Source organism: candidate division WOR-3 bacterium (genome assembly GCA_039803545.1).
Lineage (GTDB): Bacteria > Hydrothermota > Hydrothermia > UBA1063 > UBA1063 > UBA1063.
This window is the reverse complement of record JBDRYS010000001.1, coordinates 757,890-779,437: the sequence shown is the minus strand read 5'-3', so window position 1 is coordinate 779,437 and position 21,548 is coordinate 757,890. Positions and strand designations below refer to the sequence as shown.

The 21,548-nt window shown below is 43.1% G+C and carries 18 protein-coding genes; 11 read left to right on the top strand and 7 right to left on the bottom strand.

What is annotated here, in order from left to right; all coding sequences use genetic code 11:
• Nucleotides 1-2: 2 nt before the first annotated feature.
• The 3 genes from ABIM45_03520 to gatB form a co-directional block, all read right to left on the bottom strand.
• Nucleotides 3-1,193, bottom strand: coding sequence for a DNA polymerase IV (locus ABIM45_03520; GenBank protein ID MEO0238981.1), 1,191 nt, complete (start codon nt 1,191-1,193; stop codon nt 3-5).
• Entirely contained in the window at nt 1,186-1,431 is a 246-nt protein-coding gene (locus ABIM45_03515; protein MEO0238980.1) for a hypothetical protein, read from the bottom strand. The genes ABIM45_03520 and ABIM45_03515 overlap by 8 nt, the downstream gene beginning before the upstream one ends.
• A gap of 477 nt (nt 1,432-1,908) precedes the next feature.
• Nucleotides 1,909-3,333, bottom strand: coding sequence for an Asp-tRNA(Asn)/Glu-tRNA(Gln) amidotransferase subunit GatB (gatB, locus tag ABIM45_03510; GenBank protein ID MEO0238979.1), 1,425 nt, complete (start codon nt 3,331-3,333; stop codon nt 1,909-1,911).
• A 70-nt stretch (nt 3,334-3,403) separates the two neighbouring features.
• On the opposite strand from gatB, the gene ABIM45_03505 reads away from it, so the two are divergent.
• Genes ABIM45_03505 through ABIM45_03460 form a run of 10 tightly spaced genes read left to right on the top strand, consistent with a single transcriptional unit; the run spans nt 3,404 to nt 13,525 of the window.
• Nucleotides 3,404-3,700 (top strand): DUF3467 domain-containing protein, encoded by a 297-nt coding sequence (locus tag ABIM45_03505; protein ID MEO0238978.1) that lies wholly within the window; start codon nt 3,404-3,406, stop codon nt 3,698-3,700.
• 3 nt (nt 3,701-3,703) lie between these two features.
• Entirely contained in the window at nt 3,704-4,432 is a 729-nt protein-coding gene (gene truA / locus ABIM45_03500; protein MEO0238977.1) for a tRNA pseudouridine(38-40) synthase TruA, read from the top strand.
• A 13-nt stretch (nt 4,433-4,445) separates the two neighbouring features.
• On the top strand, nt 4,446-5,093 hold the full coding sequence (fsa, locus tag ABIM45_03495) for a fructose-6-phosphate aldolase (protein MEO0238976.1): 648 nt from the start codon (nt 4,446-4,448) through the stop codon (nt 5,091-5,093).
• A gap of 7 nt (nt 5,094-5,100) precedes the next feature.
• A complete protein-coding gene (locus ABIM45_03490; GenBank protein MEO0238975.1) occupies nt 5,101-5,865 on the top strand; it encodes an MlaD family protein in 765 nt (254 codons plus the stop codon).
• Nucleotide 5,866: 1 nt separating this feature from the next.
• On the top strand, nt 5,867-7,183 hold the full coding sequence (radA, locus tag ABIM45_03485; GenBank protein ID MEO0238974.1) for a DNA repair protein RadA: 1,317 nt from the start codon (nt 5,867-5,869) through the stop codon (nt 7,181-7,183).
• A complete protein-coding gene (locus tag ABIM45_03480) occupies nt 7,171-8,166 on the top strand; it encodes a PIN domain-containing protein (protein MEO0238973.1) in 996 nt (331 codons plus the stop codon). Before radA ends, ABIM45_03480 begins: the two co-directional genes overlap by 13 nt.
• Before the next feature lies 1 nt (nt 8,167).
• Nucleotides 8,168-9,355 (top strand): nicotinate phosphoribosyltransferase, encoded by a 1,188-nt coding sequence (locus tag ABIM45_03475; GenBank protein ID MEO0238972.1) that lies wholly within the window; start codon nt 8,168-8,170, stop codon nt 9,353-9,355.
• Nucleotides 9,352-9,915, top strand: a complete 564-nt coding sequence (purN, locus tag ABIM45_03470) for a phosphoribosylglycinamide formyltransferase (protein MEO0238971.1) — start codon at nt 9,352-9,354, stop codon at nt 9,913-9,915. Before ABIM45_03475 ends, purN begins: the two co-directional genes overlap by 4 nt.
• A gap of 4 nt (nt 9,916-9,919) precedes the next feature.
• On the top strand, nt 9,920-11,431 hold the full coding sequence (gene purH / locus ABIM45_03465) for a bifunctional phosphoribosylaminoimidazolecarboxamide formyltransferase/IMP cyclohydrolase (protein MEO0238970.1): 1,512 nt from the start codon (nt 9,920-9,922) through the stop codon (nt 11,429-11,431).
• A gap of 39 nt (nt 11,432-11,470) precedes the next feature.
• Complete coding sequence (locus ABIM45_03460; protein ID MEO0238969.1) at nt 11,471-13,525, top strand: phospholipase D-like domain-containing protein; 2,055 nt, start codon at nt 11,471-11,473, stop codon at nt 13,523-13,525.
• On the opposite strand, the gene ABIM45_03455 is transcribed toward ABIM45_03460, so the two are convergent.
• The 3 genes from ABIM45_03455 to ABIM45_03445 are packed head-to-tail and all read right to left on the bottom strand — an operon-like array spanning nt 13,526 to nt 16,690.
• Nucleotides 13,526-14,161 (bottom strand): DUF1614 domain-containing protein, encoded by a 636-nt coding sequence (locus ABIM45_03455; GenBank protein ID MEO0238968.1) that lies wholly within the window; start codon nt 14,159-14,161, stop codon nt 13,526-13,528.
• Nucleotides 14,158-14,769 (bottom strand): tRNA (adenosine(37)-N6)-threonylcarbamoyltransferase complex dimerization subunit type 1 TsaB, encoded by a 612-nt coding sequence (gene tsaB / locus ABIM45_03450; GenBank protein MEO0238967.1) that lies wholly within the window; start codon nt 14,767-14,769, stop codon nt 14,158-14,160. Before tsaB ends, ABIM45_03455 begins: the two co-directional genes overlap by 4 nt.
• Nucleotides 14,770-14,803: 34 nt before the next feature.
• Nucleotides 14,804-16,690, bottom strand: coding sequence for an aldehyde ferredoxin oxidoreductase family protein (locus tag ABIM45_03445; GenBank protein MEO0238966.1), 1,887 nt, complete (start codon nt 16,688-16,690; stop codon nt 14,804-14,806).
• Nucleotides 16,691-16,872: 182 nt separating this feature from the next.
• On the opposite strand from ABIM45_03445, the gene gatA reads away from it, so the two are divergent.
• Entirely contained in the window at nt 16,873-18,315 is a 1,443-nt protein-coding gene (gene gatA / locus ABIM45_03440; GenBank protein MEO0238965.1) for an Asp-tRNA(Asn)/Glu-tRNA(Gln) amidotransferase subunit GatA, read from the top strand.
• Here the strand turns inward: gatA and ABIM45_03435 are convergent.
• The gene (locus ABIM45_03435) at nt 18,308-21,547 is read right to left on the bottom strand and encodes a hypothetical protein (GenBank protein ID MEO0238964.1); all 3,240 of its coding nucleotides are present in this window, start codon (nt 21,545-21,547) and stop codon (nt 18,308-18,310) included. The genes gatA and ABIM45_03435 overlap by 8 nt on opposite strands.
• Nucleotide 21,548 lies beyond the last annotated feature (1 nt).

The window sequence follows — 21,548 nt, the reverse complement described above, 5'->3', positions numbered from 1 at the left end:
ATCTATCTCGGTATTCCCCTTGGCGGGATTACGCTGTGGGAAATCTTTAACCCAGCAAGGCGGGCACGTTTGACGGTAAAATCGCCATAGGTATCGTTTATTGTATCCAGGGAAAACTCCAGTCTTATTTCTCTTTCTTTGTTTTCAAAAAGGGAAAGTTGCAATCTCAAGGGTTCGAGGTCAAAGATGGAAACCCCTATGAGCCTTATAGGCTTTATCTCAAGGATTCTGTTGAGAAGGAAGAGTGCGTTTTGGTAAATTTCAGTGCTGGTGATGACGGGTTTTGAGAATTTCTTTGAAATTCCGTTGCCGGTGAAGTCTGAATATCTAATGTACACCGATACCCCATAACCCATAAGGTTGTGTTTCCTCATCCGCCTGCCCGTTTTTTCACACAGGTATAGTAGATAGGCCCGGATTTCATCGGGATTTATTACATCTCTCGGAAAGGTCTCAGAATGGCCTATGCTTTTCATCTGAAGGCCATTTTCTAAAAGGGTGAAGTATCCTGCATCCTTTCCCATTGCCATGTCTTTAAACCATTTCCCCCTGATACCAAATTTTCTCACTAAGACCTCTTCATCGGTTATCCACAGATCCCTTACCGTTCTTATGCCTATAGACCTCAGGGCTTCTGCACTCCTCTCGCCTATACCCGGTATTTCTTCAACGTCCAAGTCCCCCAACTTTTCCAGAATTTCATTTTCCTTTATCTCCATTAATCCATCGGGCTTTGCGAGTTCACAAGCCATCTTGGCTATGACCCTCGAGGGACCAATGCCAACGGTTAAAGGTACGTGAAAATGCTCCTTTATGTATTTCTTTATCTCTTTACCCGTTTCCACAGGGTCCGGGATGTCGCTCACATCGATAAAGGCCTCATCCACGGAAAAGACCTCCACCTTATTAAAGTTTCCCCTGAGGTAATCCATTATAGACTCGGAGATGTAGGCATATTTCACTATATCGGCAGGGATTAATACTATGGAAGGGCATAGGTCCATCGCCTTGTAAGTGGGCATTCCCGCCTTGACCCCGTATTTTCTTGCTTCATAGGATACCGATGCGACAACGCCGTGCCTCTGGGCCCCTGTTACCACCCCCACTGGTTTGCCTTTTAACTCCGGACGCGCTGCGACCTCACAGGATACGAAAAAGGCATCCATGTCTACGAGGAGGAACTTTCTACTCATAGATTATCCCCTCCAATTTCCATTCAAGGGTCTCATGGTTAAAGGCGAGGATATACCTGTTTGCACCATCGGAGGAGGAGAACCGGGTGATGAGATTCCTTCCGACCCTCTCTTTCCAGACGGCATCGGGCTTTCTGAGTTTAACGAGGGAACCGGAAAATTCAATATAGATGGGATATACCTCCCCTGTTCCGTTGAACCGAGCTATCACATTGACCTTCCGGTTGAGGTTCTCCATATATACAATTGTATACTATATGCTCCGTTTTGTCAAGAGGGCGGGTTCCTCAAAATTAATCTACTCGAAATGGGATTGTTTCATCAAAAATAACAACATAGTAAAACGGCGACCATACTACATCTTTTGTTCTTACAGCATGAATAAACGCAATGTAGTTGTAGCAAATGAAGGTGGCAAGAAACACAAAATGAACGGTAGAAAGGTAAAGAGGTATGAGATAGGGGCGCCGTTAAACAGGCAAAGTTAAGAGTCGAAGGCGTATGGGAAGTGAAAAAGAATTTGAGAGATTGAGGGATAACATGAGCATAATAAAATTAACGCAAGCGATAATCAAATTATAAATGGAGTTAGACAGGGCTTACGACAAGAAGAGGAGCCTAAAAGGGCGTCGAACCTGCAATAGAAGATCGTTCAATAAGACTTAATGTCGAGAAAGTAGAGCGGTTTTATCACAACTTAAAACAGGGCTTTTTTTTACCCTTTCAGTTTCCTTTCAAGGATTTCCTTCACCTTGATAGGGTCACCGCTTCCCTTCAATTTTTTCATACACTGGCCGAGGATGGCCTGAAAGACACCGGTTTTACCCGAGAGGTACTTTTCTACCAGTTCCCTTTGTTCTTCCAATACCTCATCGATAACCTTTTCCAGTTCCGTTTCATCAAATTTCTTTGAAGATTCTTCAAATTCCTGAATGCTCTTAGAAATGGAAATACCTTTTTCGAAGAACCTTGTAAGAGCCTCCTTTGCCTGGTTGTTGTTTATTTCACCAATTTCTAAGGCGTGGGCGAGTCTCACAAATTCCACAGGATCCAGGTCTTCAAATCGGTGGGTTTTACCGATGTAGGCAGGGAAAATCACGGTGAGCCAGTTGGCCACCAATTTCTTGTCTTTTACTTCCTTTGAGATCCTATCAAAAAATTCGGAATATTCCCTATCGAAGGCGATAAGCTTGGCTTGTTCCGGCGACAATTTGTAATTTTCAACATATCTTGCGTATTTTTTGTCGGGTAATTCGGGCATCTCCCTCTTTACCTCTTCGATGAATTTATCGTCGAGGATCAAGACGGGCAAGTCGGGTTCAGGGAAGTACCGGTAATCCATACTCTCTTCTTTGGTCCTCATCGGTCTTGATTCACCTAAGTATTCGTCCCACATTCGAGTTTCTTGGTGAATTTTCTTGCCTTCTTTTAATAGTTTTTCCTGCCTCTCCTTTTCAAAAGTCAATGCATCATAAACGGCTTTAAAAGAGTTGAGGTTTTTGAGTTCTACCTTGGTGCCGTAAGTATTTGGATCCAGTGAAAGGGATATGTTGGCATCCACCCTTAGCTCTCCCTTCTCCATATCACAATCAGAGATTTTTAAATACCTTATATAATCGCGGAACTTTTCCAAGAATAGTTTTGCTTCAATGGGGGAACTTATACAGGGTTTTGTAACTATCTCGAGGAGTGGAATTCCGCTACGGTTGAAATCGAGGAGAACTTCACCTTGGGGCGTGTGAATTGAGCGAGCGGCCTCCTCTTCAATATTCATGCGTTCGATTTCAATTCTTTTAGACTCGTCGTGAACAGTGATCTCCAAAAAGGCATCTTCTGCTATCGATTCGCTGTACTGGGTAATTTGGTAGCCCTTGGGAAGGTCGGGATAGAAGTAGTTTTTCCTGTAAAATCTTGATCGTTTGTTGATTCTCGCGTTGAGGGCAAGGGCTACTTTGATGGCCATTTTCACCGCTTCCTGATTTAGCACGGGAAGAACTCCGGGGTAGCCAAGGCAAACGGGACAGACGTTGGTGTTGGGGATGGCACCATACTCGTTTTTGCATCCGCAGAAGAGTTTTGTTTTTGTTTTTAACTGAATGTGGATTTCAAGGCCTATCCGCGTGTAATAATTTTCCTGCATGTAAAAATTTTACAGGTCTTTTGAAAGACTTGAAAAAATCATGTAAAATTAAAGCAGTACAGGAGGTTATATGGAAATTCAAAAACCTTTTGAAATAGAGTTAGATGAGAATGTAGCTCAGGGCGTTTATTCTAATATGGTGATGATCTCCTTTTCACCGAGTGAATTTGTGATCGATTTTGCAAAGATTTTACCAGGGCTTCCAAAGGCAAAGGTCCAGGCGAGGGTCTTGATGACGCCACAGCATGCAAAATTGCTTTTAAAAGCCCTCGAGGACAACATCAAGCAGTATGAAGCTAAATTTGGAGAGGTAAAATTGTTCGGTATGGAACAGCGGAAGCTCGGTTTTGCACCTGAGGAAAAATAGTGAATGGTAATAAAGGGTGTCGTGGAATACGACGGAACAGATTTTTTCGGTTGGCAAATTCAGAAAGACCGAAGAACGGTTCAAGGGGTTTTGAAAGAGGCTTTGAAAACCCTGTTTAGGGACGTTGATTTTCGGCTAATCGGTGCATCGAGGACGGATGCCGGTGTCCATGCAGAAAATCAGGTTTTCAGTGTGCACTTTGATTCGGATTTGCAACTTGATCTGAACCAGCTGAAGAGGTCTTTGAATGCGATTTTGCCTCAAGATGTCCATGTTAAATCTCTGGAGCCTGCCCCGGACGATTTTCACGCGAGATTCTCAGCAAAATCAAAGGTTTATCGATACAGAATTCTGGATGGTAAACGCTCTCCACTCAGGTCAAGGTATGTATGGGAGTTGCCGTATCCTTTAGATGAGAAAATCCTTTCACAGTGTTCGGAGCTTATAAAGGGCGAAATTGATTTTTCCTTCCTTGAGATGGTCAAGGAAAAAGAGGATAAAAGGGTACGGTTTTACAATGCTTACTGGCGTAGAGAGGAGGATGAGATCGTTTTCTATGTGGAGGGAAGTCATTTTCTTTACAGGCTTGTAAGGACCCTTGTTGGCAGTATGGTTTATTCCTTTAAAAAGTTTTGCAGCATTGAATTTTTTCAGAATTTTTTAGAGGGGAGAGAAAGGAAGGTCATCGTTGCCCCTGCAAAGGGTTTGACGCTGTTAGAGGTTAAATATTAAAAGGAGGACTGTAATGAAAATCTTTGTCGATACTGCAAACGTTAAGGAGATTGAAGAGCTTGCTCAGTGGGGGATTATAGAAGGTGCAACAACAAACCCCACACTCCTTTCACAGGAGGGTGGAGACCCGGTCAAGGTAATTAAGAGAATTTGTGAGATTTTAAAGGGTCCTGTTTCAGCAGAAGTGGTCTCCACAGATTATGAGGGAATGGTAAAGGAGGCAAGGGAACTGGCAAAGATTGACGAGCACGTAGTTATTAAGATACCGATGACCGCTGACGGATTGAGGGCAGTGAAAACCCTTTCACAGGAGGGGATTAAGACGAACGTTACCCTTATTTTCCAGCCTTTGCAGGCTTTACTTGCTGCCAAAGCTGGAGCAACCTATGTTTCTCCCTTTGTAGGAAGGCTTGATGACATAAGCCACTACGGCCTTGACATTGTTGAGCAAATTTTACAGATTTATGAAAATTACGGGTTCGAAACGGAGGTGATTGTGGCCTCTGTCAGGCATCCACTCCATGTTCTTGAGGCTGCACTGATGGGAGCGCCTATTGTTACAGTGCCTCCTAAGGTTATAAGACAATTGGTCAATCACCCGCTGACAGACATAGGAATTGAAAGGTTTCTAAAGGACTGGGAAAAGTTAAAGGGGAAATAGAAATTAGATGACCCTTGAAGAGAAGGTTGGTCTAACAATTACCTTTCTCCTTTTCCTTCTGATTGGTGGGCTATTTTTGACGAGAGATTTTAATGTTCGCAGAAACAGAGCATATTACGAAGCGGTCTTTGAAGGTCCAGTGAATGTGAGAAAGGGCGATGTAGTAACGGTTCTCGGCGTTCCAATGGGTAGGGTTTCTGATGTTCGAATCGAGGATAACAAGGTAGTTTTAACCTTTTATACGGAAAGATATAAACTCAATGAAGGATCTAACGTTATTCTTGAAACCGTGGGACTTTTGGGTCAAGTGAGACTCCTGATAATTCCAGGAGACGGCAAACCTGTGCCAAGGAATTACCGATTTCAAGGTATAAAGACCAGAAGCTATGATGACCTTGTGAGGGAGCTTCTGAACCTCTCTGATACCCTTGTAAGTTTCTTAGGAGAGTTGAGAACCAGTATGAAGGAATTAAAACCCGTGATCTCAAACTTAGACAGAGCTCTTGTTGAGGTTGATAAGACCTTAAGGGGATTCCGAGATACAGCCCTTGTAGCAATCTCTCAGCAGAATGAGAACCTTACCGTGGTTTTGAAAAGGTTGGATACCGTTCTCATTGAGGCGGATTCAACAATGAAGATTTTGAGAAAAAATCCACTCCTTGCAAATGATACCCTTTACAGCAAAATCGATTCTGTTTTTGATATGTTGCGGTCGATTTCACAGGAGTTTAAGAAAGGCGTCGAGATTAAGGCGAAGTTGAAACTTTTCTGAAATGGGTAGATCTCAAAAATCAAGAACTTATTTTGTTTGCTCCAATTGTGGCTATGAAAGTGTAAAATGGCTTGGCAGGTGTCCTAATTGTGGTCAGTGGAATACCTTTAAAGAGTTTAGAGATGAGCCTACCGGAGCTAAGACTTCCTCAGGGATAGAGAGGGTTAAGAAGATCAGCGAGATTGAAATCAAGGAGTACAGGAAAGTTCCGACGGGTATTTATGAGTTTGACAGGGTATTGGAAGAGGGGATTACACCTTCCAGTCTTATTTTGATTGGGGGCGAACCGGGTATAGGTAAGTCTACTCTTTTGCTTCAAATTGCAAAGGCTTTAACGGACAAGGGGTTAAAGGTTCTTTATGTTTCAGGGGAGGAGTCTCCTGAACAGGTAAAAGGGAGGGCAATAAGAGTAGGCATTTCCAGTAATTTTCTTTACGTAATAGGCGAGCAGGATGTTTCTGAGATTAAGTCTGTTGTTGAAAAAATTGAACCATTTCTACTCATAATAGATTCCATTCAAACGGTTTACAAACCGGAAATTGACCAGGTGGTGGGTAGTGTAACCCAGGTAAGGGAATGCGGAGCTGAGTTTCTAAGAATGACCAAGGAAAGGTTAATGAGTACAATCATTGTAGGGCACGTTACCAAAGACGGAACCCTTGCTGGCCCTAAAACATTAGAGCATATGGTTGATGTTGTCCTGTACTTAGAGGGGGAAAAGGGTTCAGACTTGAGGATTTTAAGGTGTACTAAGAATCGCTATGGAAGTTCTGATGAGATTGGCATTTTTGAGATGACCTCCAGTGGCCTTAAGGAGGTTAGCGATGCGGCAACTTTGTTTATTTCAAAGGATCATGTGAGAAAAGAGGGTATTGCTTATACTGTACTTATGGAGGGTAAAAGGCCCATACTGGTTGAAATTCAGTCCCTTGTGCTACCAACCTTTTTCCCGACACCTCAAAGGGTTACAACAGGTTTTGATACAAAAAGGCTTTACATGCTTCTTGCTGTCGTGGAAAGGTTTACCGGGGTGAATTTAAGGGGTATGGATATTTTCTTAAATGTAACAGGGGGTATGAGGGTAGAGGACTCCTCTGCCGATTTGGCAGTGGTGGCCTCTGTTATATCTTCCTACAAAAAGAGGGCTTTACCCGATAATGCAGTTTTTATCGGGGAAGTGGGACTCGGCGGGGAAGTTCGCCGGGTTGCAAATCTTCAGAGAAGAATTGAGGAAGCGAAGAGGCTTGGTTTTATAAATGTATTTTCTCCATTAGAATTTAAAAGTGTTGAGGAGGTTGTTAAGCTATGTCTTGGTTAAATATACGGCGTATTATCGTATTTTTGGTGCTGTTCGGCCTTATCACCTTCGTAGGTATAAGGGCCCACTTATCTTACTATTTGGCGGTGACTGTTGCCGCGCTCATTTCCTACTCCGTTATAGCCCTTGAAAAACTTCTCTCCCATAGAACCTTTAGAGAGGTGGCTGTTTTTCTTGCGACTATCATAGCGGGAGCCCTTTTTGGAACCTTTATAGGCTTTTTGATCATCCAGTTTCCCGATTTTAGGCGGCCAGAGACCAGGGGATGGGTCTTTCTCATTACAAATACCGCTGCAATTTATCTTTTTGTCGCTTATGTCTTGTCCAGAAAGGATGAGCTTATTAAGTCTAAGGATAAGATCAAAGGCGAGATGAAAAAGTACACAAAGCTTGTTGATACCAGTGCACTAATAGATGGAAGGATCGTGGATATGGTGGAACTTGGATTTCTGGAAGGCAATCTGGCAGTTCCCGCCTTTGTGCTGAAAGAACTTCAAAACATTGCAGATTCAAAGGATCCCGATAAGAGGGAAAAGGGAAGACGGGGGATGGAAATGCTGGATAAGCTAAGGGATTTATTGAAAGATAGACTGATTATCGTTCGGGAGGATGTTCCCGGAAAGCACGATGTGGATGAAAAACTCATAGAGCTGGCAAGGAAAACTGGCACTAAGCTCATCACCACTGATTACAATTTAAAAAAGGTCGCTGAGGTCCAGGGGGTTTCTGTGTTAAATGTAAACGAACTTACAGAGCGACTTAAATTACCATTAAATTCTGGAGACATTATAAAGATCAAGATTGTTCGTGAGGGCAAGGAAAGGGATAAAAAACAAGGGGTAGGGTATCTTGTGGATGGTACCATGGTGGTTGTTGATGGAGCGAGTTCTTATATAGGTCAGGAGATTGAGGTTATAGTTCACTCGGTATTACAGACGGAGACAGGGCGGATTGTTTTCGCCAGATTAAAGGGGGAGGCTTAGTGTGGACCTTTTCCACATTGCATCAGGTGACGAGATAAAGAAAGGATTAACTACAGACATTTATTTTAAGCGGACGGTAGAAATTTTACGGCATAAAAAGGTAAAGAAATCGGTGTTGGCGGAGTTTACCGTTGGTTCTTTACCAGATAAATACCCATGGGCAGTTTTCGCAGGGTTAGAATATGTGGTTAAGCTCCTGGAAGGCCTTCCGATCACTTTGTATTCAATACCTGAGGGCACCCTTTTTACCCCTCGTGATCCAGAGGGTGTTCCGATACCCGTGATGGCTATTGAGGGAGAATATTCGAGCTTTTCTGAGTTTGAAACGCCTGCCCTTGGCCTTATCTGTCAGGCATCGGGAATAGCTACAAAATCTGCAAGGATTAAGAAAGCTGCAGAGGACTCTGTAGTTTTGTCCTTTGGCGTCAGAAGAATGCATCCCGCACTTGCCCCCTTTATTGACAGGAATGCTTATATAGGCGGTTGTGACGGGGTGTCTTCCATACTGGGTGCCGAAGCCATCGGTAAAAGACCAACGGGCACTATGCCCCATGCTTTAATGCTCATTATGGGTGAAGAAGAGGCATGGAAGGCTTACGATGAAATTATGCCGCAGGATATTCCCAGAATTGCCCTGATCGACACCTTTGGTGATGAAAAGTTCGCCTCCTTAGAGGCTGCATCTAAAATAAAGGACCTTCTGGGTGTGAGGCTTGATACCCCTGCATCTCGCAGGGGGAACATGGAAAGAATTGTGAGGGAAGTTCGGTGGGAGCTGGATTTGAGGGGTTATAAAAACGTCAGAATTTATGTTTCCGGTGGCCTTGATGAGGATGACATACCGCCTTTGAAAAAGGCTGGTGCTTTTGGATTCGGTGTGGGAACGTCCATTTCCAATGCTCCTACCATTGACTTTGCTATGGATATCGTGGAAGTAGAAGGTGTTCCCCTTGCTAAGAAGGGGAAATTCAGTGGCAGAAAGAAGGTCTGGAGATGTAAAAAGTGCAAGGCTCTTTATGTTACTCCGTACGAGGCCGATACAGCCACCTGCCACTCCTGCGGAGGAGAAGGGGAACTTATATTGCAAAAGTATTTAGAGAACGGGAAGTTAGTGAGGCCCTTGCCTTCTGTTGATGAGATAAGGAATTACGTTTTGGAGCAACTTAAACAAGTTGAATTCTCGTTATGAAGAGGCTTGTTGTTCTCGCTTCAGGTAATGGTAGTAACTTTGAAGCCATAGTCAAAACAATAAGAAAAAATTCCTGGCCTATCGAATGTGTTGCGATGATCACTGACAATCCAGAGGCTAAGGCAATTAAACGGGCTCAGAGATTAAAGGTTCCCTATTTTATTCTGGATTACAAAAGTTTTGAAGGCAAAAAGGCTTATAATGAAGCGCTTCTTAGGAAGCTTGAGGAACTCAATCCTGACCTTATTGCCCTTGCTGGTTATATGAGAATCTTGCCCCCCTTTATCGTTGAACGTTTTAGATGGAAGATCGTAAATATTCATCCAGCTCTTTTGCCAGCCTTTCCAGGGCTTAACGCCATTGAGCGGGCTTATAAAGCAGGATGCAAAGTTATGGGAATAACCATCCATTATGTGGATGAAGGAGTGGATTCGGGTCCAATTATTGAACAGGCGTGTATTAAAGTAAGGGAAGGGGAAAGTCTTGAAAGTGTCGAGCGAAGGATTCATAGACTGGAGCATCGCACTTACCCTTATGTGATTATAAAACTTCTTGAGTAGCAAAATGCAAAGATTTGCCCTCATTAGTGTGTATTACAAGGAAGGTATCGAAGAACTGGCATCTGCCTTTCAGGATGCAGGTTATCAAATCCTCTCCACGGGTGGCACCTTTGAATATTTGAGAGGCAGAGGCTTTAACGTTGTAAGTGTCGAGGAATTAACGGGATTTCCTGAATCTCCAGGAGGAAGGGTAAAAACCCTTCATCCTGTAATTTTTGCAGGTATTCTCGCCCGCAGGAATAAGGAAGAGGATCTGCGCTTTCTTGAGTCCCACAACATTCCATTAATTGATTTCGTAGTGGTGAATCTTTATCCCTTTAGAGCGAAATTAGATCTCGAACTGGAGTCTCTTCTTGAATTTATCGATATTGGCGGAATTTCGCTGATTAGGGCTGCAGCAAAGAATTATTTCTGGGTAACTCTGGTGTGTGAACCTGGGGACTACAAGTGGGTTGCGGAAAAAGTCAAAAACGGTACATTGAACATTGAAGATAGAAAATTGCTCGCTTTGAGGGGGTTCAGAAAGGCTATTGAGTACGACAGTGCCATTTACTATGAACTTTCCAGGAGATTCGAGGCAGATGAAAACTTCCTTGTGGGGAGTTTTAAAAAGGCCTTTGACTTGAGATATGGGGAGAATCCCCATCAAAAGGCCTCCGTTTATTTTAATACCCTCTTTGAGGATACCTTTTTGAAGAGAGCAGAACTTTTGTGGGGCGCTGAGCTTTCTTACAACAACATTCTTGATTTTTATTCAGCCTGGCAGGTGGTCAACGAGTTTAAAGAACCAGCTTGTGCCATCATAAAGCACAATGTCCCCTGTGGTGTTGGAATAGGAAACGATCTGGAAGATGCCTTCTGGAAGGCTTTAAAGTCCGATGAGGAATCCGCCTATGGTGGCATTGTAGCCTTTAACGGCATCGTTGACGAAAAACTTGCCCAAACCGTTAACGATTTCTTTTTTGAAGTACTTGTGGCGCGAGATTACGAAGAAAAGGCCCTTGAGTTATTAAAAAAGAAGAAGAAGCGAAGGGTCATCAAAGTAAAAGAGGGGGGTTTCTCCTCTTTTGAGTATCGCTTTATTGATAGGGATCTACTCGTTCAAGAAAGAGATACAAGGGAACTTAAGAGAGAGGATTTGAGAGTGGTTGCGGGAGAATTCGATGAGAACTGGTTTGAAGATGTTTATTTTGGAGACAAAGTGATCAAATATGTGAAATCCAATGCTATTATCCTTGTCAAAGAGGGTATGACCGTGGGTATAGGAGGGGGGCAGACAAGTAGGGTAGAAGCCCTTCGAATTGCTTTAAGCAGAGCAGGTGAGAGGGCTCGAGGTTCCATTCTCGTTTCTGATGGATTCTTCCCCTTTACTGATAGTATTGAACTTGCATACAGTCATGGTATAAAGCTAATTGTTGAACCAGGCGGATCGGTAAGGGATGATGAGGTTATTAGAAGGGCAAGGGAGCTTGGCATCAACCTTGTGTTTACGGGTATAAGGAGATTCAGGCACTAAGTTTGAAGTTTCCCAATCAACCTTTAACCTTGAGATATCATGAATGGTAAAAGGTATCTTAAAATAATCTGGATTTTGGGCGTTTTGGCTTTTGCCACCTATTCCCACTCACAGGAATTAATCACCAACGGAAGCTTTGAGGATTGGAGTAATGGGGTCCCTACAGGCTGGTTAAAGGAGAGTGGAGTAAACCTTTCGCAGGCTACTAACCCTGTATATCACGGAAACTATAGCATTGCGTTACAGGCAACAGGTACAACAAATGCGGGTGTCTATCAGAATGTTTCTGTTACTCCAGGGGTATCTTACACCTTTAAGGTAGCACTTTTTGCGGTAAATGGTACAGGGAATAAAGGTGTTGGTTTTTTAATAAGTTGGTTTACATCGAGCAATTCATTTATAACATCAACAGATGTAAAATATGCAAATGTTCTAAATTCATGGGTGGTTGATTCCATTGTTGCAGATGCTCCACCTAATGCTGCATATGCACTTTTAAGGATAAGGTGTTATGCCGATAATGTCCTTGGGGGATATGCGGACAAGGCCTCGTTCTACCGTACCGATTCTCCTCCTCAGGGAACTCCCCCTAGTTTTACCTCTATAGTGAGGAGTCCTGAATATCCTGAACCAAACCAGCCTTTTAATGTGGTGGCTACGGTATCAGACCCAGATAACGATATTGTAGCTTGTAGCCTTTATTATAGTTTAAATTTTGGCTCTTTCCAGGGTATAGTGCCAGATTCCAGTAGAAACAATTCCTATTATTTTGGTATACCCGGCCAAAACAGCGGATTTTTTGTTAGATATTACCTTTTAGCTAAGGACCAGTATCACACTGTCTTTTCCGATACCTTTGGATTTCAGGTTGGGGGTTTTTCCTTTTCTGTATATTTCGAAAATGATAATTTGGTCGAAAGGCTCGGAGAATTCATACACGGTGCTACATATTCACTGGATTGCTGCTACTACGAAATTTTTAACAGTACAATTGTTGATTCCTTGATTGCTGCTAAAGGGCGTGGGGTCAGGATCAGGATTATAACAGATAGCACATATTACGACGAGGCTGGGGTTCAAAGATTGATAAGTAATGGTATCCCTGTAATTCACGAAGGCGTGGGAGCCAACTCCACTGACCACATTATGCATAATAAATTCATCGTTAGAGATTTTGGCGATTCTGATCCATCAAACGATTTTGTGTGGACAGGCAGTTTTAACGCTGGGGATTATTTACACGTGGACAATGTAGTAACCATAAGAAGTACCGAGCTTGCTGATGCCTATACTAAAGAGTTTAATCAAATGTGGGGCAGTTCTTCAATAAGTCCCGATACCCTTGCATCTCGGACAGGGACGAGAAAGAGTGACGTGCTTAGTAAACACCTTTTCATCTCAGGTAGTGATACAATTTGGCTTTACTTTTCTCCGCAAGATAACCCGATTCAATACGTGTGCAATTTCGCCGCAAAAGCGAGGTCTTCTATTTCTTACCTTATCTATAGCTTTACAAGGTATGATTTGAGGGATACTCTGATTTCACTGCACAACCGTGGAATTTCTGTGCGGGGAGTTCATGAGGATAATGCGGGGATCAATCCCGTTTTTGCTGATCTACAAAATGCAGGGATTGAGGTCTATTGGGCTAATATCTCTTCGCCCTATAATCTTTTGCATGCAAAGGTGATGATTGTGGATACCGCTTATGTTATAACAGGTTCAATGAACTGGTCGAATAACGGTACGAGTGATAACGACGAGAACCTTTTAATAATAAGGAATTCCAGCGTCGCAAGGCTTTATTGGGACTGGTTCAAGGCACATTTTGTGGAAGCAGGTGGTTATCTTGGAGTAAAAGACAGTGGGACAGGCGAGGGTGTTGCAATTAAAACCATTCTGTTTTACGACAATGTGAAGTTCCCAGTTGGGAACCTTGTGATATTTGATGCCAGTGGAAAGGAAGTAAAGAAGGTAGGTTCTGAGAAGTATTGGGATGGAAAGGATTCTCAAGGAAGGCTTGTAAAGCCGGGTATTTACTTTGTTAGGGATGAAAAGGGGAACATTACGGGAAGGCTTATAAAGATAAAGTAATTACACTAAAAGGGCGGAAAGTATTCCCGTCAAGAATATCCCATCAAAGACTCCAGCTCCACCTATACTAACAAAGGTGCTTTTAATTTGTTTTATTTTGTGTAAGTTCATAAGGTCTGTACCAATCAAAGTCCCGAGGGTTCCGGTCACGTAGGCGCAGGCTGCAGGGTTTTCGGGATAAAAGAGGTAAGCCAAAAGGATCGCAACGATTGGGGGAATTAGAGCAGGTATCACAAACCCCCTTCCGGGTACTACCCTGGTGAAGGATTTGCATATGAAGGCCGTAAGGAGAACTGGAATCAAGCATTGAAGGGGATTAATTTTGGTCAAAAGGTAAAGGGAAATCGCAAGGGGAATTATAGCTCCACCTGCGTTAATTCCGACTATCGTTTCCTGAACTTCAGGGATTACAAACCAGAAAGTCCTTCTTATGGTGTAAGAGGTCTGTTTAGCGAGGGGTATGTTGATGAAGCTGCCCAGCAAGGTGGCAAGGTATAAAAATATGGCAGTTTGAGAACTTATGCCAAGTTTTGTGAAGGCGAAGGGGATTAAGCCCAGTATCCAGAGGGTAAAGAAAATGCCTGAAAATAGCAGGATTAGAAGAAAGAGGATGATGCCAAAGGGTATGAAAATCATTCTAAGTTTTTCCTTATTTTTGTATAGGCATCCGGTAATCTAACGTAGAAGGGCTCTGCTTCAACGGGATTAACTGGCTTTAAATGGTCCTTTAATTGAATAAAGGCCTCGTAAAGCACATCGGCATCGGGAAAATCAGGGAAATACTCAATTGTACGGTTGCAATGATTATTCTTTAAGTTTTGAAGGTTATCGATTTTTACTTCTGAAACCTGCTTCCCGTTTTCATAAACGGCATAAAAGACCTCACCCTTTTGAGCAGGCAGACAGGGGATATAACAGCCTTTGTCAGGCCCTTTTGTAATGGCAAGGGCATCGAGGGATTTTATCGTGTAAAGTCTATATTCGGGTTTTTTCAGGTAAAAGGCTTTTGCCAAAGCATATCCAATTCTAAGACTGGTAAAGAGGCCGGGGCCCTCAAAAATGATAAGTTCGTCAATGTCGTTGGAAGTCAATCCTTTTAGTTTGAGAAGGGAATCCAGAAGAAGTATGATGTTTTCCTGGTGTGAGTATTTGATAAAGGACTTTATGTAGTATTCCTTTCTGTAATTATCGCTGAGCAACAGGGAAGGGTAACTGGAAAGATTTCCTATAAAAATTGAAATCATTTTGTTGGGGCCCCTTTCGGGCCCCCCCTGTTTTTTATATTCCTGCTACAAAAGGCTCTTCAGCCAGGTCTTTCAAACCGAGCTGCGACAGTTTGGCTTTGGTGGGAATTCCCTCTTTAGACCAGCCTCTTGCCATATAGTATTCGTCAAGCATACTATTAAACTCTTCTTCAGAAACATAAAGACCCTTGGAAGGTCCAGCAGGTATGGGGGCGTTCATGACTTTCCATGGTAAGTGATCGTCTTTTCTTGAAAATCCCTCCCTCACATTGAACATCTTTGTTACGTTGTAAATCCTTTCACCGGCAACCCAGAGTTCTTCTTCGCTCATATCCCAACCGGTAACGGCTTTGAACATCTCCGGGAAGGCTTCGATAAAGAACATGTGTCTTGAAAATTTGCAAGCGCCTGTGGCGTCGTAAAGGCTCATTAAATCTTCTAAGGTTTTTATTTCGAAGCCTTTCCATTCGCCCTTAGTTCTGTCGACGTTCCACATCTTCCACCATTTACCAGTAAGCTCGATTCCGTAAGCTCCGCCGGTGAGATGGCAGCCACCTCTTGTGGAGACTGCAAAGGCAAGGGCAACACCCTTCAATCCTCTGATATCGTAAGCAGGTAATTCGAGCCCTTTGATATGTACCGCGTATTTCCAGGAATCCTTACCGAGCTTTTCTGCAGCCTCCTTTGAACCGTTAAAGAGGAGTTCTCCAAGTTTACCCTCTTTCTTACCCATCATTTCAATGGCCTTCACGGCGGCTTCGTCGTTTCCGAATCTTAAATCAAGGCCGTCAGTATCCTCTTTTGTGAGGAGGCCGAGTTCATAACATTCCATAGCCCATGCTAAGGTTACTCCAGCAGAAATGGCGTCAAGGCCGTACTCATCGCAGAGCTTGTTCATTTTTGCTACTGCACCGATATCGTCGATTCCGAGGACGCCACCAAGGGAATAGAGAACTTCATATTCAACGCCTTCGACCTCAGTACCGGCATATTTCCCATCGGTTATCCTTATGTATCTACCACAGGGCTTAGTGCAATGTGGGCAAGGCCTGTTCTTCACTGTATATTTTGGAGCCCAGTAATATGGGTCGAGGTGCGATCTTTCGCCCTCTTTGAGCTGATCGTAAACAGGCATATAACCGTATCTCCAGTTGAGGGAGGGGAAGGTTCCTCTTTCCCTGTTTACCCACTCATAGAACTCTCCGCTTCCATACTTCATATCGGCTTCCGTGGCGGGATGCTCTTTTAGAATCTTTCCCCACTTAATTATGAGTTCTTTTAGGAGGTTTTTGTCGTAATATTCAATTTCTCCTGTTCCTTTAACGGCAATAGCCTTTAGTTTCTTTGAACCCATAACAGCACCGACGCCGGCCCTTGCTGCTTGCCTCTCTTCAAAATCTACTTCTGAAATTTTCGAAAGCTTTTCTCCAGCAGGTCCAATAATTCCGGTTCTTACTTTACCATGTTTTTCCTGGAGCTTTTTATGAGCTTCACTGGTCAATGTTCCCCAGAGATCGCTGGCATCTTTGATTTCCACTTTATTATCTTCTATTAAAATGTATACAGGCTTTTCTGACGCACCTTCAATAATAAGGCAATCGTATCCTGCTTTCTTAAGTTCTTCACCGAGGTAGGCACCAACCATCGCCCTTCCATAGCCACCGGTGAGGGGCGATTTGAAGTTGAGTGCAGTCTTTGACATTGTTGGAAGGCCTGTGGCTACAAGGCTTCCTGGTGTTATGATCAGCTTATTTTCTGGGCCAAGGGGATTTGCCTTTGCGGGAACTTCGTCGTAGAGTATTTTTGCACCGAACCCCACTCCTCCGATGAACTTTCTTGCAAATTCTTCTTTTAGGGGTTCGGTTTTTATTTCTTTAGTGGTGAGATTGACCCTTAAAATTTTTCCCGCAAACCCTTTCATGAAGAAGCCTCCTGTTTAGTTAAGAAATTATAACGAAGATTCTTAACTTGTTCAAATTTTCACAGATTACTGCGAGAAAATCGGGATAGACAGGGTGATGGAAATGGGAATTAATTAGATTTTCCCTATAGAAGTTGAATTTGTTGTTTGAATAATGGCAGGCGTTCGATTAAAATTATAGTATGCCAGGGCATTTTTTCTCAATTTCTGAGTTACACAGAAAGTATTTAGCCGGTGAGCTGAGCCCAACGGAAGTTGTAAACGAACATCTTAGAGTTATTAGAGAAAATCAGCCGATTTTGAATACCTTTATCAGCATTCTCGATGAGTATGCTTTGCAGAGGGCAAGGGAACTGGAAGGGTATTTACAAAAATACAGAAAAGAAGGCGTTCTCCCGAGACTCTTCGGTGTTCCAGTAGGAATTAAAGATAATATTAACGTAAAGGGCGTTGGGACTACCTGCGCTTCCAGAATCCTTTCAGGTTATATCTCTCTTTACAACGCAACGGTGGTTGATAGATTGCTGCGGGATGGTGCTATAGTTATGGGAAAACTCAATATGGATGAGTTTGCTATGGGCGCCCTTGGTACCTATTCCTTTTATGGGCCAACTAAAAATCCTGTAAATCCTGAATATCTTGCGGGTGGTTCATCCAGTGGTTCTGCTGCCAGTGTATCCGCAGGAGAAGTAGTAGTATCCCTCGGCTCCGATACGGGCGGCTCCATTAGGTTGCCTGCCTCCTTTTGCGGTGTTTTTGGTTTGAAACCCACTTATGGGACCGTTTCTCGGTATGGCCTTGTTGCCTTTGCTTCTTCCTTAGATCAAATTGGTCCCATTGCAAGGAATGTTGATGACCTTGCCAGGGCTTATGTCTCCATTTCGGGTTTTGATCCAAAGGATTCCACTTCCTTAAGTGTTGAAGCACCCTCTTTAGAATCCCTTCTTAGAGAAATAAACCCATCTGAGATAGTCCTTGGTTATCCAGACCTGGTTAAAAAGGCCCGAATGGACGAAGAAGTGAGGGATAACTTTTTTAAGTTGGTTGAAGTTCTCTCTAAGGTGGGTTTTAAAGTTGTGGAAGTCCCCTTACCCCACTTGAAATATTCCGTAGAGGTGTATCAAATTATCGCAACGTCGGAGGCTTCCTCTAACCTTGCAAGATTTGATGGAATACGGTATGGTTACAGAAAGAAGGCCGAAGACTTAGAAGACCTTTACAATTCAACAAGGAGCAGTGGCTTTGGTGCAGAGGTGAAAAGGAGGATTGCAATCGGAACCTTTGCTTTATCTCACGGATATTACGACGCCTATTATTTAAAGGCCTTAAAAGTGAGAAGGCTAATTAAGAATGACCTCGATGAGGCTTTTAAGAAGGTTAATTTAATAATCCTTCCGGTGTCTCCTTTCCCTGCACCGAAAGTAGATGAAATTAAGGATCCGGTGGAACTTTATTACCTTGATCTATTTAGCATCCATGCAAATTTAGCAGGTATTCCTTCAATGGCAATACCATGGGGTAGGACAAAAAATAACCTGCCCCTCGGTTTTCAGGTGGAGGGGCAGGTACTTTCAGAGCCTTTGCTCTTTAATTTCGCTTATTACTTTGAGAAGAACTTTATTTAGGTCTTGAGAGGATTATCGCCTTTTGGACTTTACCATTAGTTCCGTCAGGTTTTGTGTATTCCAGAAGGAGTATGTAGAGTCCGGCAGGCATTAAGCTTTCTCTTTCATCGACCCCTCTCCACTGGAAAACGGCGGGGATATTCTTGGCAGTAGCGAGGGTCTTTATTAGTCTTCCGGATGAATTGTAAATTTTAAGGTTATAAATCGTTCCTGTGGGAACAGAAACTTCGATGTTTAATGCCTCACCAAGATAAGGAGAGAAAACCTTAGGTGTGATGTTGAGAGCAATTTCACCTACAGAAGCCGGGGGTGTAACCAGCTCGATGTCTTCCTGAAATCTCGGAAGGATTTGGTAACCGGAGCTGTAGGGCGTTGTTGCATCGTATTGACCCACAACTCCCGTAACCTTGTAAATTGAACCAGGGGTTATGGAAGTTAGATTGATGCCAGTGGTGTTGTAAACGTAAACGTCAATGGGCGTCATTCCATTATATAGAGTAAAAGACATCCCTGAACCCGATGCGTAAGGTGAGTTGGCAACTGTTCCTTGAACAGTAACTAAGAGGCCCTCAAGACTCTCATTCAATGCCTTCCCTTCTTCTAACTTCATGGGCTCAACGTTGAAACCGCTTCCCAGTCTTACAAGGTCTGTGGAAAGGGTTGGTGAAATTTCGGTCAGGCCGTTGTACTGTAAAATTGTTCCTTTAACTCTAACAAGTTCGCCTACATTAAGGTCTATGTAACTTCCTGAGTAATAAACATTGATTCCGCCTGTTTCATCTTGAATATACATAGAGGTTCTTGTGGTGGAAAAGATTCGTGGAGGAGCGGTAACAATTCCAACGACACTGAAAGTTCTATTTAAAAAGGCGGGTGTAAAGCCATCTTCGCCGTTTTGTCTTGCATAACCAATAGGGGTTGCAACGTAGAGTATGGGAGGTGTTAGAGTGGGTGCAAGGTAGCCTCCAGAATCTACTGATGTTTTTACATTAAAGGTTATGGATTCGACGCTGTCACTGGGTTTAAGGCCAATAAATCTTAATGTATCAGAGGTTAAATCGATGGTGCCGGAAATTTTTAAATAGACGGTCGTGGAATCTTTGTAGAAGGAATCAATGGCAGGATTCTCAAACCCTGAACCTATGAGCCTGAAGGTGTCTATGGAGGCCCCCGTGAACTGGACCTCTAAGGTTTTAATAGGTGCGAAGGGCGACGAGATAAGAAGGTCAACGTCCTTTGACTGGTTATAATAGGTATAGGGTGGATTCAGGGAAAAGGTGCCCGTTCCATTTCCCTTGGCTGTGATGTCTTTAGTTCTCCTGGGCTGGATGTTGTAGTAGGAATCGAATTGATAAACACATCCTACGACATCCATTTTACCCTGGGGGATTGGCTTATAGGCCAAATCGCTGGTCGATGCAACGTAAATCCGGTACTGATTATTCAGCGAATCTCTGAATACTAAAGCACTATCGGGAATGAAATAGGTTACATCAGGAGGTGGAAGAAGGTTTTCTACTTTTATGAGCATACCTTCGTTATTCTCAGTAGGGGGTGAAGTGATTATCGTAGTGTCAACATGGCCACTACCGTATGAAGTAACGAGCTGTGCCGAATAGAGCTGTGAGGAGTTCTTGTACTCGCTAAATTGTCCCTGGAGTTTTACAACTGTATTTTCTGCAAGGCTCGGTGCTCTATAGGCTATTATTCCACCTGTTGAGTCCTGGATATAAGTTCTGTCACCAATTACACCCGAGACTACACCTTTAATGAGAACTGTTTGCCCCATTAGGAAGCCTTTTGTTTCATTAATATGGAAATATTTGAGTTTAATAGTGCTATCTGGTGAGGCAACGAAAATTTTAGGTGAATTCTGGATGGGGGCGATAGAATCAACCGTTCCAGTATATACAATAAACTGGGATAGACCTTCCTGGGTGAAGGAAAAGTTATTTAAGACAATCTGGCCGCTGCGGAGTGAATCTATGGCAACGCTGTCAATGGTTATGGTATCGCCACTTATCGTGTATATAGCATTCTGGAAGCCATCTCCTGAAAGTATTAAGCTACCGTCCCACTGATAAACGCTATCTGGCAAGAGCAATTTAACCTTTCTCAATGTGCCAAAGTTATTGTTGATGGTTATGCTTACTTGTCCTGGAATGGACAATGGAACGATACTTGGAATTATGCTAGCCGTACCACCTCCAACGATGCTGACGACATTTAGTTTCGGAGAATCTGGATTCTTAGAGAAATTGGCGCTTGCAAGGGTGTAGATTTCAAAACCATAAGTACCAGGTTGTGAGGGGGCATAAAGCCTCGTAAACTGTATAAAACCAGCAGTATCAGGTTTTAATTTAGCATTTTCAACGAGAAGAGTGTCATTAGTGAAATTCCACGTTGCCTGTGAGAAGGCAGGGCCTCCGAGTACAATGTCACCTGTAACATGGAAATTTAGGGGTATCACTATTTTGATTTTAGAAATGGTCACTGGTGCCGATGCTTCCGCCCTTAAAATAACTTCTTTTTCTTCTGAGGTTGCTATGATGTTGTTTTCAAAATAGAAATAGCCTGTACCGTCGCCATTGAAGACAAGGTCTTCATTTCTGCGGGGTACGATTTTGAAAGCACTGTAGGAATAATAATCAACACCTACAACGGAGAGGATGAAATCACCGACTTGTGGTGAGTATGAAAATCCTGCGCAATTTTGGACTATGGTAGTACCTCCCTGTGGGTCTCTGATCTCGAATTGATAATTACCTAAGTTGCTATTGGTTACTGTAACACTATCAACCCGGATAAGGACACCTTCATAGGGTTCTGTATTCACTGCAGAGGCTGAAATTTTTAATGGTCTCGGGATTCTTGCACCTTTCTTTAGAACAACTACATCAGCAGCAGATGAAGGCGAGATTTCAGTTAAGCCATAATACTCTGATACGCGGCCAGTTACTTTTACAGAATCCCCTCTTTCAACATTAATCACAAGACTTCCAGTGTAGACATAGATTCCATGCCACGGAGCTTCAGCATCTTGAATGAAGAAGCCTTTAATGTATCTTGTCCAGTCCTGTACCGTTGCTGTAACGATACCAACGGTGGTAACCGTCCGGTTCACATAGGGAGAACTGTCGCCGTAACCCTGTAATGAATCTATCGGTATTATTTGAGCCGAGAGACTTCCCATCGATAAAATTGCAAACCATTTCATTAAACTCTTAAGCATT